General features: G+C 63.3%; 14 protein-coding genes. 11 read left to right on the top strand and 3 right to left on the bottom strand.

The genetic code is table 11. The annotated features are described in order from the left end of the window. Positions 1-3 precede the first annotated feature (3 nt). Complete coding sequence (pheT, locus tag JJJ17_RS15475; protein WP_200688090.1) at positions 4-2,391, top strand: phenylalanine--tRNA ligase subunit beta; 2,388 nt, start codon at positions 4-6, stop codon at positions 2,389-2,391. Positions 2,392-2,650: 259 nt separating this feature from the next. Here pheT and bfr read toward each other — a convergent pair whose 3' ends face one another. After that, the gene (gene bfr, locus JJJ17_RS15470) at positions 2,651-3,136 is read right to left on the bottom strand and encodes a bacterioferritin (RefSeq protein ID WP_200687989.1); all 486 of its coding nucleotides are present in this window, start codon (positions 3,134-3,136) and stop codon (positions 2,651-2,653) included. Then, a complete protein-coding gene (locus JJJ17_RS15465; RefSeq protein ID WP_200687988.1) occupies positions 3,102-3,377 on the bottom strand; it encodes a (2Fe-2S)-binding protein in 276 nt (91 codons plus the stop codon). Before JJJ17_RS15465 ends, bfr begins: the two co-directional genes overlap by 35 nt. Before the next feature lie 126 nt (positions 3,378-3,503). Between JJJ17_RS15465 and queA the strand changes: the two genes are divergently transcribed. From queA to JJJ17_RS15425, 8 genes are all read left to right on the top strand, one after another. Beyond that, entirely contained in the window at positions 3,504-4,553 is a 1,050-nt protein-coding gene (gene queA, locus JJJ17_RS15460; protein ID WP_200687987.1) for a tRNA preQ1(34) S-adenosylmethionine ribosyltransferase-isomerase QueA, read from the top strand. A gap of 82 nt (positions 4,554-4,635) precedes the next feature. Then, positions 4,636-5,961, top strand: a complete 1,326-nt coding sequence (locus JJJ17_RS15455; protein WP_200687986.1) for an MFS transporter — start codon at positions 4,636-4,638, stop codon at positions 5,959-5,961. Positions 5,962-6,070: 109 nt separating this feature from the next. Further along, the gene (gene lpdA, locus JJJ17_RS15450) at positions 6,071-7,462 is read left to right on the top strand and encodes a dihydrolipoyl dehydrogenase (protein WP_200687985.1); all 1,392 of its coding nucleotides are present in this window, start codon (positions 6,071-6,073) and stop codon (positions 7,460-7,462) included. 256 nt (positions 7,463-7,718) lie between these two features. Next, positions 7,719-9,152: a mannose-1-phosphate guanylyltransferase/mannose-6-phosphate isomerase gene (locus JJJ17_RS15445; protein ID WP_200687984.1), complete on the top strand. Its 1,434-nt coding sequence runs from the start codon at positions 7,719-7,721 to the stop codon at positions 9,150-9,152. A gap of 278 nt (positions 9,153-9,430) precedes the next feature. Then, positions 9,431-10,381, top strand: a complete 951-nt coding sequence (locus JJJ17_RS15440) for a tripartite tricarboxylate transporter substrate binding protein (protein WP_200687983.1) — start codon at positions 9,431-9,433, stop codon at positions 10,379-10,381. Positions 10,382-10,441: 60 nt separating this feature from the next. Continuing rightward, positions 10,442-10,927, top strand: coding sequence for a tripartite tricarboxylate transporter TctB family protein (locus JJJ17_RS15435; protein WP_200687982.1), 486 nt, complete (start codon positions 10,442-10,444; stop codon positions 10,925-10,927). 1 nt (position 10,928) lies between these two features. Beyond that, positions 10,929-12,413 carry a tripartite tricarboxylate transporter permease gene (locus JJJ17_RS15430; RefSeq protein WP_200687981.1) on the top strand — a complete coding sequence of 495 codons (1,485 nt, stop codon included), beginning with the start codon at positions 10,929-10,931 and terminating at the stop codon, positions 12,411-12,413. Positions 12,414-12,449: 36 nt separating this feature from the next. Beyond that, on the top strand, positions 12,450-13,973 hold the full coding sequence (locus JJJ17_RS15425) for an MmgE/PrpD family protein (RefSeq protein WP_200687979.1): 1,524 nt from the start codon (positions 12,450-12,452) through the stop codon (positions 13,971-13,973). A 48-nt stretch (positions 13,974-14,021) separates the two neighbouring features. On the opposite strand, the gene JJJ17_RS15420 is transcribed toward JJJ17_RS15425, so the two are convergent. Then, complete coding sequence (locus JJJ17_RS15420) at positions 14,022-14,669, bottom strand: GntR family transcriptional regulator (protein WP_200687977.1); 648 nt, start codon at positions 14,667-14,669, stop codon at positions 14,022-14,024. A gap of 173 nt (positions 14,670-14,842) precedes the next feature. On the opposite strand from JJJ17_RS15420, the gene prpB reads away from it, so the two are divergent. Further along, positions 14,843-15,754: a methylisocitrate lyase gene (gene prpB, locus JJJ17_RS15415; protein ID WP_200687975.1), complete on the top strand. Its 912-nt coding sequence runs from the start codon at positions 14,843-14,845 to the stop codon at positions 15,752-15,754. A 75-nt stretch (positions 15,755-15,829) separates the two neighbouring features. Further along, positions 15,830-16,549: a tRNA (guanine(46)-N(7))-methyltransferase TrmB gene (gene trmB / locus JJJ17_RS15410; protein WP_200688089.1), complete on the top strand. Its 720-nt coding sequence runs from the start codon at positions 15,830-15,832 to the stop codon at positions 16,547-16,549. Positions 16,550-16,552: the final 3 nt, after the last annotated feature.

Below are 16,552 nucleotides of genomic sequence, written 5' to 3'. Positions count from 1 at the left end.
GCCATGAAATTCACCCTCTCCTGGCTCAAGGAGCATCTCGACACCGCCGCCTCGCTTGACGAGATCACCGAGGCGCTGACCGATCTTGGCCTTGAGGTCGAAGAAGTCTTCGATCCCGCCGCCAAGTTGCGTGGTTTCACGCTGGCCAAGATCGAACATGCCGAGCAGCATCCCGATGCCGACCGGCTGCGCGTGCTGCGCGTGGTGACGGATGAGGGCGAGAAGCAGGTCGTCTGCGGCGCGCCGAATGCGCGGGCCGGGCTGATCGGCGTTCTGGCGAAGCCCGGCGATTACGTGCCGGGGATCGATACCACGCTGGGCATCGGCAAGATCCGTGGCATCGAAAGCCACGGCATGATGGCGTCCGAGCGGGAACTGGAACTGTCAGAAGAACATGACGGCATCATCGAACTGCCCTCGGGCGAGGTCGGTCAGCGTTTCGTAGACTGGCTGGCCGCCAATGCGCCCGAAAAGATCGATCCGATGATCTATATCAAGATCACCCCCAACCGCCCCGATGCGCTTGGCGTTCGCGGCATCGCCCGCGATCTGGCGGCGCGTGGTCTGGGCACGCTGAAGCCGCTGGCACAGTCGGCGGTCGAAGGCCGCTTCGCCAGCCCGATCAATGTGACCATCGCGCCAGAGATCGCGGCCAAGGCGCCCTATTTCTCGGGCCGGGTGATCCGTGGCGTGAAGAACGGCCCCGCGCCGGAATGGCTGCAAAAACGGCTGAAGGCCATCGGCCTGCGCCCGATCAATACGCTGGTCGATGTGACGAACCTGTTTACCTACGATCTGAACCGCCCGCTGCATGTCTTTGACGTGGCGAAGGTTGCGGGCGATCTGCTGGTGCGTCCTGCGACGCCGGGCGAGGAAATCCTTGCGCTGGACGGCAAGACCTATGCGCTGCCGGAAGGTGCGATGGTCATTGCCGATCAGAACGGTCCCGAAAGCATTGCCGGGATCATGGGGGGCGAACATTCGGGCTGCTCGGACGAGACGACCGATGTGTTCCTTGAAAGCGCCTATTGGGACCCGATTGCGATTGCCGCGACGGGCCGGGCGATGAAGATCAACAGCGATGCCCGCTATCGGTTCGAACGTGGCGTCGATCCGACCTTCACCCGTCCGGGTCTGGAACTGGCAACGCAGCTTATCCTTGATCTCTGCGGCGGTGAGCCGTCCGAGGTGGTCGAGGCGGGCGCGGTTCCCGATACCTCGCGCGCCTATCGCCTTGATCCGGCGCGCACCGCCAGCCTTGTCGGTCTGGACATCCCCGAGGCCATGCAGCGCGCCACGCTGGAAGCGCTTGGCTTTCGGATGGAAGGCGACATGGCGCAGGTGCCGACATGGCGTCCCGATGTGCTGGGCGAGGCCGATCTGGTCGAGGAAATCGCCCGTATCGCCAGCCTGACCGGGCTGGAGGGCAAGCCGCTGCCGCGTCCGCGCGCCGGTGTGCCGCTGCCGATCCTGACGCCGCTGCAGGTCCGCGAAAGCGCGGCCCGTCGTCAGGCGGCGGCGCTTGGCTATAATGAATGCGTCACCTACAGCTTCATCGCGGAAGAGGCGGCGAAGCTGTTCGGTGGCGGCGCGGATGCCGTCCGCGTCGAAAACCCGATCAGCAGCGAGATGACCCATCTGCGCCCCGACCTGCTGCCGGGCCTGCTGGCTGCGGCGTCGCGCAATCAGGCGCGCGGCTTTTCGGATCTCGCGCTGTTCGAGATCGGGCCGGTTTTCGCTGCCGGTGAGCCGGGCGATCAGGCGGTGCAACTGACCGGGCTTCTGGTCGGCTCCACCACGCCGCGCGATCCCTATGGCAGCCGTCGCAAGGTGGATCTCTACGACGCCAAAGCCGATGCCGAGGCGGTTCTGGCCAGCATCGGCGCGCCGGCGAAATCGCAGATCAACCGCAAGCTGGACGGCTGGTGGCATCCGGGTAGGGCGGGCAATATCGCGCTTGGGCCGAATGTGCTGGCGACCTTTGGCGAGGTTCATCCGAAGGTGCTGAAAGCGCTGGACGTGAAGGGACCGGCAGTGGCCTTCACCGTGCAGGTGGCGAATGTGCCCTTCCCGAAGGTGAAAACCGCGACCCGCGCGGCGCTGGATATTTCCGAGTTGCAAGCGGTCGAGCGTGACTTTGCCTTCGTCGTCGGCCCGCAGGTCGAGGCGCTGACTCTGGTCAATGCCGCCGCCGGTGCCGACAAGGCGCTGATCGAGCATGTGGCGGTCTTTGATCAGTTCACCGGGCTGGAAGGTGGGCAGAAATCCATCGCCATCACCGCCCGCCTGCAACCGCGCGACAAGACCCTGACCGATGCCGAGATCGAGGCGGTAAGCCAGAAGATCATCGAGAAGGTCGAAAAGGCGACGGGCGGGAAGCTGCGAGCGTAAGCCCAGCCCGCTGAAGCTAAGGCACCCGCCCGGAATCAAGTCGCCCTTGGGCGACGCCGGGCAGTGCCCGACCGCCCGGATGGGCGGGCACTTCGGTGATGTTGCGCGCAACAGAGATGTTCGACGGGTTTGCACGATAAAGCGGGTATAACCACTATCGCAGGTGCTCACCCGCGGTCGGGCACTGCCCTCGGCTTTAATCGGCAAGGATACGTATCAGGCGCCCCGCCAGCCTTCAGGCGGGCAGGGCGCGGATCGCTTATTCGGCTTCGTTCGCCGGCAGAGCGTTCAGATGGCCGTAATTCTGCGGCCCGATCGTGTCGTGCAGTTGGATCTGGGTTTCGAGGAAGTCGATATGGCCTTCCTCATCCGCGATCAGATCCTCGAACAGCGCCTTGCTGACATAATCGCCAACGCTTTCGCAGTGGTCGCGCGCCTCGATATACAGGTTGCGCGCATCATGTTCGCCCGCCAGATCCGATTCCAGCGTCTCTTTCAGATCCTGACCGATGCGAAGCGGATCCAGTTTCTGCAGGTTGGGATGCCCCTCAAGGAAAATGATTCGCTGGATCAGCCGATCCGCGTGGTTCATTTCCTCGATGGATTCTGCGCGGGACTTGGCGGCGATCCGACCATATCCCCAATCTTCCTGTAGGCGATAATGCAACCAATACTGGCTGACCGCAGTCAATTCGGAGCGCAGAGCTGCGTTAAGATATTCGATGACCTTTGCGTCGCCCTTCATCTGGGATGCCTTTCTGTCTGTCTGTTTTGGCCCGCAAAATAGGCGGGGCTACCTCCAGACTAGCGCAGTGACGCATGGTGTCCAGAAAGAGTGGCATACAGCCACCACAATCCGCACGCTTCCCAAGGGCGTGGTATATCTTTCCCGGGGTGATGATCGTTTCGGGGTCTGCGGCCCGCATCCATTTTATCGCGGCGACGATCTCATGGTCCGAGATCTGGGTGCAGTGGCAGACGATCATCTATGGCTCCTGTTCTTGCGAAACTTACCAAATCTGTCGGACTTGTAAAGACCAAGTTTTTTGCTTGGTCATCACGGAAGGGCGAGCGTGCTTGACGAAACCCGGTGCCGGACGCAGAAGCGCTTCATGAAACTGGATGATTTCGACTTCGACCTGCCGCGCGAACTGATCGCAACCCGACCTGCCCATCCGCGCAGCTCGGCCCGTCTGCTGCTGTCCGAGGGCGGCGGGATCGAAGACCGGCACGTCAGCGACCTGCCGCTGATTCTGCGTCCGGGCGATGTGCTGGTGCTGAACGACACCAAGGTCATCCCCGCGCGCCTGACCGGCCATCGTCACCGACAGACCCTGCAGGGCGAGGCGGTGGCGAAGATCGAGGTGACACTGCTTGAACCCGCAGCCGAGGGCTGGCGCGCGCTGGCCAAGCCGATGCGCAAGCTGCAGGTGGGAGAGGTGATCCGCTTCGGCGACCGGCTGTCGGCAGAGGTGGCCGAAATCGACGGCGACGGTCTGCGCCTGATCTTCGATGCCGAGGGCGACGCCTTTGACGCCGCGCTGGCCGAGGTGGGCGCGATGCCGCTGCCGCCCTATATCGCCGCGCTTCGCGCCCCCGATGCGCAGGACCACGAGGATTATCAGACCGTCTGGGCCGAGCGGCAGGGTGCCGTTGCCGCACCGACCGCCAGCCTGCATTTCGACCGCCCGCTTCTGGATGCGTTGCGCGAGCGGGGGGTCGAATTCGTCCATGTCACCCTGCATGTCGGGGCAGGCACCTTTCTGCCGGTGAAGGTCGAGGATGTGACCACTCACCGGATGCATGCCGAATGGGGCGAGGTCAGCGCGGATGCCGCCGCGCGTATCAACCGCGCCAAGGCAGAGGGGCGGCGGATCATCCCGGTCGGCACCACGGCGCTGCGGCTGATCGAATCGGCGGCCAGCGCTGACGGGCAAATGCAGGCATTTCAGGGCACCACCGACATCTTCATCTATCCCGGCTATCAATTCCGGGTGACCGACGGGCTGATGACCAATTTTCACCTGCCGAAATCGACGCTGCTGATGCTCGTTTCCTCCCTTGTCGGGCGCGACAAGATCCTTGAAATCTATGCCCATGCCATCGGTGACGGCTATCGTTTCTTCAGTTATGGTGACGCATCGTTGCTGCTTCCCAAGTGACTTTGCCACTGGTTTCTGCACCCGTCGCGGACTAGGGCCGTAAGCTGAGTTTCCCGCCACGCCTGACGAGACGAGACCTGCGATGATTTCCGTTCTGCGCACCACCTGGCCTCTGCTTCTGGGTATCCTGTTGCTGATGATCGGCAACGGCATGCATGGCACGCTTCTGGGCATCCGCGGCGTGGGCGAGGGCATCCCGACCTTCCAGATGTCGGTGGTGATGGCCAGCTATTACGCGGGCTTTCTGCTTGGCTCGCTTGCGGTGCCAGCATGTATCAAGAATGTCGGCCATGTCCGTGTCTTCGCGGCGCTTGGCACGCTGATTTCCTCGGCACTGGTTCTGTTCGCGGTCGAGCCGAACTGGATTTCGTGGTCGCTGCTGCGCCTGCTGATCGGCTTCTGCTTCTGCGGGGTCTATGTGACGGCGGAAAGCTGGCTCAACGAAGGTTCGACCAACGAGACGCGCGGGCAGACCCTGTCGGCCTATATGATCGTGCAGCTTCTGGGGATCGTGGCCGCGCAGGCGATGCTGAACATCCCCGATGCCGACGGCTATCTTCTGTTCATCATCCCCTCGGTTCTGGTCTCGCTGGCCTTTTTGCCGATCCTGCTGTCGGCGCAACCCGCGCCGCAGTTTCAGACCATCAAGAGGATGAGCTTCATCAGGCTATACCGCGCCTCGCCGCTGGGCTGTGTGGGGATCTTCCTGATGGGGGGTGTATTCTCGGTTCTGGCGGGCATGTCGTCGGTCTGGGGCGCGCAGATCGGGTTGTCGGTGGCGCAGATCTCGCTTTTCGTGGCGGCGATCTATGCGGGCGGGCTGGTGCTGCAATATCCGATCGGCTGGATCTCGGACCGCTATGACCGCCGCAAGCTGGTCTTGATCCTTGCCGCTTTGGGCACGATCTGCGGGCTGATGGTAATCATCATCCAACCGGGCACCGTCGGTCTGGTCATCGCAGGCGCGATCATGGGCGGCGTTGCCAACCCGATCTATGCGCTGCTGCTGGCCTATACCAACGACTATCTGGATCAAAGCGATATGGCCGCCGCCTCGGCCGGGTTGCTGTTCATCTATGGCGTCGGCTCGATGGGTGGACCGATGCTGACCGGCTCGCTGATGGATCTGGTCGGGCCGGATGGCTACTGGATCTATATGGGCGTGCTGCTGGCGCTGCTGACCGGATATGCCGCCTGGCGGACCACCCGCCGCCGCGCATTGACGCCGGATGAGCAGGGGAATTTCGCCGTCATTACCCCATCAGCGACCACCATTGCGGTCGAGGCGTCGCTGGACGAGGCGCAGTCGGACAGCCAGCCAAACCCCGATGAGACGCAGGAAGCCGCTGAAACTGAAGGCCTTACCGCTACCAGCGACACCGCCCCAAATCCCGAAAATCCCCGCTGAATCAGCACCTTTGCGTCTGGCGCAGGGCTGGTTCTCACCCCGGCCCGGCGTCTTGCTGCCCCACCGGAAATGGTTTAACGCTGAACTATCTTCAGTTCAGGGGGGAAGAATGGCGCAGAATTTTGACCTGGTAGTGATTGGTGCAGGCCCCGGCGGATATGTCGCCGCAATCCGCGCAGCGCAGCTTGGCCTTAAAGTTGCCTGTATCGAGCGTGAGCATCTGGGCGGCATCTGCCTCAACTGGGGCTGTATCCCCACCAAGGCGCTTCTGCGCAGCGCCGAAGTCTTTCACCTGATGGAACGCGCCAAGGATTTCGGCCTTTCCGCCGACAAGATCGGCTATGATCTGGACAAGGTCGTGGACCGCTCGCGCGGCGTGGCAAAGCAGCTTTCGGGCGGCATCGGCCACCTGTTCAAGAAGAACAAGGTCACCACGATCATGGGCGAGGCGAACATCACCGCCCCCGGCAAGATCAGCGTGAAAACCGACAAAGGCGCGGAAGAGGTGACCGCGAAGAACATCATCATCGCCACCGGCGCCCGTGCCCGCGAACTGCCGGGGCTGGAGCCTGATGGCAAGCTGGTCTGGAACTACAAACACGCCCTGAAACCGCCGCATATGCCGAAAAAGCTGCTGGTGATCGGATCGGGCGCGATCGGCATCGAATTTGCCAGCTTCTTCAATACGCTTGGCGCGGATACGACCGTGGTTGAGGTGATGGACCGCGTTCTGCCGGTCGAGGATGCCGAAATCAGCGCCTTCGCGAAGAAGCAATTCGTCAAGCAGGGCATGAAGATCGTCGAGAAAGCCTCGGTCAAGAAGCTGGATCGCAAGGGCGCGACCGTCACCGCCCATATCGAAAAGGACGGCAAGACCGAGACACAAGATTTCGACACGGTGATCTCTGCCGTCGGCATCGTCGGCAATGTCGAGGGTCTGGGCCTCGAAAAGCTGGGGATCAAGGTCGATCGTACCCATATCGTGACCGACGAATATTGCCGCACCGGGGTCGAGGGCATCTATGCCATCGGCGACGTTGCAGGCGCGCCGTGGCTTGCGCACAAGGCCAGCCACGAGGGCGTCATGGTGGCCGAACTGATCGCAGGCGGTCATCCGCATCCGGTCAAGCCGTCCAGCATCGCGGGCTGCACCTATTGCCAACCGCAGGTCGCCAGCGTCGGTCTGACCGAAGCCAAGGCGAAAGAGGCGGGCTACGACATCAAGGTCGGCCGCTTCCCCTTCATCGGCAACGGCAAGGCGATCGCCCTGGGCGAGCCCGAGGGCCTGATCAAGACCATCTTCGACGCCAAGACCGGCGAATTGCTGGGCGCCCACATGGTCGGCGCGGAAGTGACCGAGCTGATCCAGGGCTACGTCGTCGCCCGCACGCTGGAGACGACCGAGGCAGAGCTGATGGAAACCGTCTTCCCGCATCCGACGCTGAGCGAGATGATGCATGAATCGGTGCTGGACGCTTACGGACGTGCGATTCACTTCTGATCGGGTGAGACGCTGGTGAGAATGAGGCCGGTTCCGCAAGGGACCGGCTTTTTCTTTTGGTTGCGGGGAGGTGAAACGATCCGGTTTTGGCCGAGATTGATCTCGGAACGACACCCTGACAGCAAGCATCGCAGATGTTCAGCTATCGCTTGAACGATCTTCGCCAACCCCTTTCTTGCTGCCCCACAAGCGATCACTTCCCGTCTGCCAGCCGTGACGATATGGTGGCGGCGAAATTCCTTGGAGGTAGAAGGTCATGGTCAAGATTGCGCCGGTTCTGATGGCGGGCGGCTCGGGGACGAGGTTGTGGCCGGTGTCGCGGAAACGGTTTCCGAAGCAGTTCGCGCCGCTGATCGGCGATGAGACGCTGTTTCAGGCCTCGGCGCGGCGCCTTTCGGGGGCGTCCTATGCCGAGCCGATCGTGATGACCAATGCCGATTTCCGCTTCATCGTGGCCGAGCAGCTTGACCAGATCGGCATTCAGCCCGGTGCCATCGTCATCGAACCCTCGGGGCGCAATACCGCGCCTGCGGTGCTGGCCGCCGCGCTGATGGTGGCCGAGACCGACCCTGAGCGGCTGTTGCTGGTCGCGCCCTCGGACCATGTCATCCCGGATGCCGATGCCTTCGCCCGCGCGGTCGAGCAGGGTATTCCGGCGGCGCAGGCGGGGCAGATCGTGACCTTCGGCATCACGCCCGACCGGCCCGAGACGGGCTATGGCTATCTGGAACTGGCCGGGCAGGGCGAGGGGCCGCAGCCGCTGGCCCGCTTTGTCGAAAAACCCGATGCTGCCACGGCCGAGGCGATGCTGGCGCAGGGCAATTTCCTGTGGAATGCCGGGATTTTCCTGTTCAGCGCCCGCGCCATGATTGACGCTTTCCGCACCCATGCCCCCGAATTCATCGACCCGGTTCAGGCCGCGCTGACCGAGGCGCGCAACGATCTGGGCTTCCTGCGACTGGCGCGGGGGCCGTGGGACAAGCTGCCGGATCTGTCCATCGACTATGCGGTGATGGAAAAGGCAGGCAATCTCAGCGCCGTGCGTTTTTCGGGAAGGTGGTCGGATCTGGGTGGCTGGGATGCGCTGTGGCGCGAAGAGTTGTTGCAGAACCCCGCTGCTGACGGCGTGGTGACCGGGCCGAACGCGACGGCGATTGATTGTCGCGACGTGCTGCTCCGCTCGGACAGCGAGGATGTCGAGGTGGTGGGCATCGGCCTCAGCGATCTGATGGTGGTGGCGACGCCCGATGCGGTGCTGGTCGCGGACAAGGACCGGGCGCAGGATGTGCGGCTGGCCGTCAGCGCGCTGAAGCAGAAGCGGAAGAAGCAGGCCGAGGCTTTCCCGCGCGATCATCGGCCCTGGGGCTGGTTCGAGACGCTGGCGCTGGCCGCCCGTTTTCAGGTGAAGCGGATCGTGGTCAAGCCGGGCGCGGCATTGTCGCTGCAAAGCCATGTCCACCGGGCCGAGCACTGGATCGTCGTATCCGGCACGGCGCGGGTGACGGTGGATGACAAGGTGACCTTGGTGACCGAGAACCAGTCGATCTATGTGCCGCTTGGCGCCGTTCACCGGATGGAGAATCCCGGCAAGGTGCCGATGGTCCTGATCGAGGTGCAGACCGGGTCCTATCTGGGTGAGGATGACATCATCCGCTATGAGGATGTCTATTCCCGCGACAGTTCGGACTAAGCCTGACGCGGCTGTCTGACAGCGCGGAAAATCACGCTTTTGCATGACCCGACCCCGGCATCCCTGGTGCCGGGTTTTCCTTGATTTCGGTCCGTCGCGGCAACATCGACGGCGTTAACCTTTATTGACGCCGGGTGCGGCGGCGGCGGGGCGTCACAGCTTCCTCTTTGATCCGTCGACAGAAATTTTGTTTGACGGATCGAACCTGGCGTTATTCAGTGTCCCTATCGTGAAAGTGCCGACAGAACGGCAGATCGCGATGCTAGGGAGGAATTGCAATGCATGTCAGGAATCTGTTCGCGGCGACGGTCGTCGCGGCAAGTCTTTCTACGGCGGCCATCGCCGATGTCTCGGTCATGTTGCCGGCCAATCCGGGCGGAGGCTGGGACGGCACCGGGCGTCAGGCCTTTGCCGCGATGAATGCGGCCGGGATTTATACCGAAGGCGTCAACTTCACCAATACCGGCGGCGCAGGCGGCACCATCGGTCTGGCCGAGTTCCAGAACAGCCAGAGCGGCAAGCCCGATGCGCTGGCGGTGTTCGGGGCGATCACGGTCGGGGCGATCATGCTGAACAGCTCGCCCATCGATCTGTCCACCTATACGCCCATCGCCCGGCTGACCGCCGAGCATCTGGTCATCGCCGTCGATGCCCGCTCTGATATCGAGACGCTGGAGCAGTTAGTCGAACAGATGAAGGCCGATCCGGGCGCGGTGCCCGTGGGTGGCGGCTCGGCAGGGGGCGTCGATCACATCGCGCTGGCGCTGCTGGCACAGGCGGCGGGGATCGCGGTTGGCGATCTGAACTATATCCCGCAGGCCGCCGGGGCCGAGACGGTGACGGGCATCGTCAACGGGACGCTGAAGGCCGGTATCTCGGGCATTTCCGAGTTCCAGCAGTTTCAGGATCAGGGCCGCATCCGCATTTTGGCCATCACTGCCGATGAACGGCGCGAGGGGCTGGATGTGCCGACCTTCAAAGAGGCCGGATTTGATGTCGAGATCGCCAACTGGCGCGGCATTCTGGGCGCTCCGGGCATGCCCGAGGACAACGCCGCCGAATGGATCGCCCGCTTCGATCAGTTGAACGACAGCGCCGAATGGCAGCAGGTCATGCAGACGCAGGGTTGGGACAGCTACTATCAGTCCGGTCCCGCCTTCGGTGAATTCATCGCCGAAGAAAACGCCCGCATTGGCGACATCCTGCGGGGCGCAGAACTGGTCGAGTGACCGGCAAAACCCGTGGGCAGCGCCACCTTGCGCGCTGCCCCGGCTGTTCAGGAGCAAGCCATGTCGTCCAAATCAATCTCGCGCCCCTATTGGCTGTCAGTGATCGTGATCGGCCTTGGGCTGGTCTGCCTTTGGGGTGGTTTGTCCTTGCCTGCGGCCAGTCGCTATGCCGGAATCGGTCCCGGCGCGGTGCCCACTTTCATCGGTGCGGTGCTGGTGGTTCTGGGATTGTTGCTGGCGATCCAGATTTACCGTGGCGAACCTTTCGAGGCGCAGGGCACCGAGAATGCCGATCCGAACCTGCCAATGAACCTGCGCGCCTTTCTGCTGGCGCTGGTCGCGGCGGGGCTGCCGATCCTGACCTTGAAAAGCTTTGGTCTGCCCTTGGCGGCGATGGTCAGCTTTGCGTTAGTGGCGCGGTCATTCGGTTCGACCAGACTGGGGTGGGATCTGCTGACCGGGCTGATCCTTGGGCTGCTGTCATGGTTCCTGTTCGACCGGCTGGGGCTGCAACTTGGCGGGCTGCTACCGCTGGCGGGGATCTGAGATGAACAGCTTCGAATATCTGCTGCATGGCTTTGGCGTCGCGCTGGAGCCGATGAACCTGCTCTGGGCGCTGATCGGGTCGGCCCTTGGCACCATGATCGGCGTTCTGCCAGGCATCGGCCCGGCTCTGACCATCGCGCTGTTGCTGCCCGTCACCGTTTCCATCGCGCCGACCGCCGCCTTCATCATGTTCGCGGGCGTGCTTTACGGGGCGATGTATGGCGGCTCGACCACCTCGATCCTGATCAATACGCCGGGCGAGGCCGGATCGATGATGACCGCGCTGGAAGGCAATCGCATGGCCCGCAGCGGGCGCGGCGCGGCGGCGCTGGCAACGGCGGCCATCGGTTCCTTTGTCGCGGGCACGCTTGCCACGCTGACGCTGACCTTCGTTGCGCCGCTGGTCGCGGAACTGGCCTTCATCTTCAAGCCTGCCGATTATTTCGCGCTGACGGTGCTGGCCTTCTGCTCGGTCGCGGTGGTGATGGGCACCTCACGGATACGGGGTTTCATTTCGTTGTTCATCGGGCTGGGCCTTGGCGTCGTCGGCATCGACAAGCTGACCGGCCAACCACGGCTGACCTATGGCGTAGCCGAGCTTCTGGACGGGATCGAACTGACCGTGGTGCTGGTCTCGCTGTTCGCCATTGGCGAGATCCTGTTCGTCGCCTCTCGCTACAGTCAGGCGCGAGAGACGCCGTTGAAGGTCAGCGGCAAATGGATGACGCGAGAGGACTTTTCGCGAAGCTGGAAACCGTGGCTGCGCGGCACGGTGATCGGCTTTCCGATGGGCGCGCTGCCCGGTGGCGGTTCCGAAATTCCGACCATGCTCAGCTATACTTTGGAGCGGAAGTTAAGCCCCAAGCCCGAGGATTTCGGCCATGGCGCGATCGAGGGCGTGGCCGGGCCGGAGGCTGCGAACAACGCGGCGGCGGCGGGGATTCTGGTGCCGCTTCTGACGCTTGGCCTGCCGACTTCGGCGACGGCGGCGGTGCTTCTGGCCGCGTTTCAGAACTATGGCCTGCAACCGGGGCCGTTCCTGTTCACCAGCAATCCCGATCTGGTCTGGGGGCTGATCGCCTCGCTTTATATCGGCAATGTCATGCTTCTGGTGCTGAACCTGCCGCTGGTCGGTCTGTGGGTGAAGCTGCTGTCGATCCCGAAGCCACAGCTTTATGCGGGCATCCTGATCTTCGCGCTGATCGGCATCTGGGGCGTTTCCGGGTCCGAGGTCGATCTGATCGTGATGCTGATCATCGGCATCGCGGGCTATGTCATGCGCGTCTATGACTTCCCGATTGCGCCGGTCCTGATCGGGCTGATCCTTGGCCCGATGGCCGAATATCAGCTTCGCACGGCGCTGGCCTCGGCGCAGGGCAATCCGATGACCTTGGTAGAGACGCCGATTTCGATCACCTTCCTTGCCATCGCGGCGCTGATCTTTCTGGCGCCCGCATTGCTGCGGCGGCTGCGTGCCAATGCCTGAAACTTACGAAACTGCCCTATACGAAAGTGCGACAAGATGAAGACCTACGACATTCGCGTCCATCCCTCCTCGGCGCGGCTGAAACGAGAGGACCAACTGGCCTGGCATATCGCCGAATATGCCGCCAATCCCGGTCCGCTGGACGCCGATGTGGTCGAGATGATCGCCTGCCGGATCGTCGATAATGCCTCGGTGGCGCTGGCGGCGATCAATCGGCGCCCGGTGGCCTCGGCCCGCGCAATGGCGCTTGGCCATCCGAGGAAGGGCGGGGCGACGCTTTATGGCATTTCGGGGCAGCGCTTCGATGCGGAATGGGCGGCATGGGCCAACGCGACCGCCGTGCGGGAACTGGATTTTCACGACACCTTCCTTGCCGCCGAATATTCGCATCCGGGCGACGCGATTTCGCCGCTGATCGCGGTGGCGCAGCAGATGGGCCTGTCGGGCGCGGATCTGGCGCGGGGGATTGCCGTGCATTACGAAATCCACGTCGCGCTGGTGAAGGCGATCTCGTTGCACAAATACAAAAAGGACCATGCGGGCCATCTTGCCCCGGCGACCACCGCAGGGATCGGCGCAATGCTGAACCTGCCGGCCGAGATCATCTATCAGGCGGTCGGGCAGGCGGTGCATCTGTCCTTCTCGACCCGGCAAAGCCGCAAGGGCGAGATCTCAAGCTGGAAGGCCTATGTGCCGGGCTTTACCGGCAAGCTGGCCGTCGAATGCATCGACCGCGCCATGCGGGGCGAAGGTTCGCCGTCGCCGATCTATGAGGGCGAGGATTCCGTGCTGGCATGGATGCTGGGCGGCAAGGACGATGCTTACAAGGTGACCTTGCCCGAGCCGGGGGAAAGCCCGCGTGCGATCCTTGAAACCTATACCAAGGCGCATTCGGCCGAATATCAGGCGCAGGCGCTGATCGATCTTTGCATCGAGATGGGCCAGCAAATCCCCGATCTGGATCAGGTCGCCTCGATCCTGCTCGAGACCTCGCACCACACCCATTACGTCATCGGCACCGGCGCGCAGGATCCGCAAAAATCCGACCCCGAGGCCAGCCGCGAGACGCTGGACCACTCCATCATGTATATCCTTGCCGTCGCGCTGGAGGATGGGCGCTGGCACCATGTTGACAGCTACACGAAAGAGCGGGCACGGGCTGCGGCGGCGCGCGGCATCTGGCAGAAGATCACCACCATCGAAGATCCCGAATGGACGCGCCGCTATCACGAGGAAGACCCCGACAAGCGGCAGTTCGGTGGTCGCATCGTCATCCGCCTAAAGGACGGCACCGAGATCGCGGGCGAGCGTGGCGTGGCCGATGCCCATCCGAACGGTAAAGCACCGTGGGGCTGGCCGCAATATGTCGGCAAACTTCAGACGCTTGTGGGGGATCAGCTCGGGGCCGAGGCGCTGCGTGTCTTCACCGAAGCCGCCCATCGCCTGCCGGATCTGTCGGCTGGGCAGCTTGATCTGCTGATCCCGTCGCTCCCTGCCGGGGCAGTGGTTCCCGATGCGCCGACCGGCCTTGGCATCTTCGATCACGGTCTGGAAGGGTGATCGCCTGTCACTACGACTGAGCGTCCGGTGGCCGGGTTTGAGCCTGTCTCAAGCCCGCCCGCTGCGCGCGGCCAGCAGCGCCGCCCGCGCTGCGCGGATATGCCGCCGCATCATTAACTCCGCTACCTCGGCATCGCGATCCTGAAGCGCCGCCAGAATGCGCCGATGCTCTTGCCACGCCGCCAGCCCACGGCCCGGCACACCCTGGTGCTGCAACCGGCAGAGCTTCAGCCGGGGGTAGAAATCCTCGCAAAGCAGATGGATCAGGACCGGATTGCCCGAGGCGCAGGCAATCTGCACATGGAAATCCTCGTCCCGGCTGGCCTGCAGATAGGGGCCTTGCGGATCGTCCCTCAGCATCCGTCCATGCTCTTCAACCAGTTCCGCCAGTTCCTCAAGCTGCCGGTCGGTCATCGCATGCGCCGCCATGGCCGTGGCCATCCCCTCCAGCCCCTCGCGCACCTCGAGCAGCGACAGATAGTCGTCAAGGGTAGGAGAGGCGACACGCACCCCCTGATTGGGCGCATGGCTGACCATTCCACGCTCTTGCAGCCTGCGGATCGCCTCGCGCACGGGGGCGCGGCTCAGCCCCATCTCTTCGGCGATGACCGGCTCGCTCAGCTTCGCGCCGGGCCGGTAATGGCCTGACAGGATCGCCTGATTGAGCGCGTCATAGACCGTATCCGATTGCGACATCCTGTCTCTCCTTGGCGGTTCGAAGTGATCCGCCCCACTAAATTCGCTCATTCTGTCGACACAATCAACTGCAACAAGCCGAATGACAGTTTACTTCCGGCAATATATACATATGTTGTCGACACGATTCCGAACAATACGCCACGTTTAACCCTCCAGCGAACGGGAATGCCATGCCCTATCTGACCGCCAGTGACCTGCCCACGACTTCCGCCGGTTCGCGCTTTCGCGCGGCGCTTGATCGACCGGGTATTCTGCAGCTTCCCGGTGCCCAGAATGGTATGGCGGCCTTGCAGGCAAAAGCGGCGGGTTTCGATGCGCTTTACCTGTCGGGGGCGGCAATGACGGCCAGCATGGGCCTGCCGGATCTGGGGATCATCACCGTGGACGAGGTGGCGTTCTTCATCCGCCAGATCGCGCGGGCCTCGGGCCTGCCCCTGCTGGTCGATGGCGATACCGGCTATGGCGAGGCGCTGAACGTCATGCATATGGTCCGCGTGTTCGAGGATGCCGGGGCAGGGGCGGTGCATCTTGAGGATCAGTTGCTGCCGAAGAAATGCGGCCACCTGAACGACAAGAAGCTGGCAGGCGCGCAGGATATGGCGGCCAAGGTCGCCGCTGCCGCCCGCGCCCGCCGCGATCTGGTCATCATCGCCCGCACCGATGCCGCCGCCAGCGAAGGCATCGACGGCGCGGTCGCCCGTGCGCAGATGTATGTCGAGGCTGGGGCCGATGCGATCTTCCCCGAGGCGCTGACCAGCGTCGAGATGTTCCGCGAGGTGCGCGCGCGTCTGCCCGGCGTGAAGCTGCTGGCCAATATGACCGAATTCGGTCGCACCCCGGCCCTGACCGCGAAGGAGTTCGAGGAACTGGGCTATGACATGGTGATCTGGCCGGTCTCGTCGCTGCGGGTCGCAAACAAGGCGCAGGAAAAGCTCTATGCCACGCTGGTCCGCGACGGTGCGACGACCGCGATGCTGCCCGAGATGCAGACCCGGGCAGAGCTTTACGATCTGATCGGGCTGAACGAATTCGAGGCGCTGGATGCCTCGATCGCGCAAAGCGTGCTGCCGCAGGTTGACTGACGGGGTGGGGCGGGAATGCGGTTTCACCCGCATCTCGCCCTTGACCGTTCCGCGCTGGCGGTGCATCCCGCCGCCATGACCGATACGCCTCAATCCCCCTTCGATCCCAATCCGCCGCGCCGCAATTTCTATGGGCGGCGCCATGGCAAGACCCTGCGGCAAAGCCAGAAGGGCTATCTGTCCGAGGATCTGGGCGAACTCCGCCCGCGCGGCATCACCGTGCAGGACAATCCCGACCGCCAACGGATCGATCCGACCGCGACCTTCTTCGGTGATGAACGCCCGCTATGGCTGGAGATCGGCTTTGGCGGCGGCGAGCATATGGTCCATATGGCGGCGACCTATCCGCAGGTCGGCGTCATCGGCTGCGAGCCGTTCATCAACGGTGTCGCCATGCTTTTGGGCAAGATCCGTGCAGCGGGGGTTGAGAATGTCAGCGTGCATCCCGGAGATGCGCGCGATCTGATGGATGTGCTGCCCGATGCCAGTATCGAGCGCGCATTCCTCATGTATCCCGACCCCTGGCCCAAAGCGCGCCACCATCGCCGCCGCTTCGTCACGCCCGAACATCTGCTGCCTCTGGCCCGGGTGATGCGACCGGGCGGCATTTTCCGCGTGGCGACCGACATTCCCGATTACGTCCGGCAAACACTGGAAGAGGTGCCGCTGGCCGGGTTCGATCTGCTCTCCTCGGTCGCTGAGCCGTGGGAGGACTGGATCAGCACCCGCTATGAGCAAAAAGCCCTGCGCGAGGGCCGGGTGCCGCATTACGTGACCTTCAAGCGGCAGGGGTAAGGC

Origin of the sequence: Paracoccus caeni, from assembly GCF_016629665.1 — a bacterium.
GTDB lineage: Bacteria > Pseudomonadota > Alphaproteobacteria > Rhodobacterales > Rhodobacteraceae > Paracoccus > Paracoccus caeni.
Note: the sequence above shows the minus strand (reverse complement) of the source record. Positions and strands in the feature narration are given on the sequence as shown.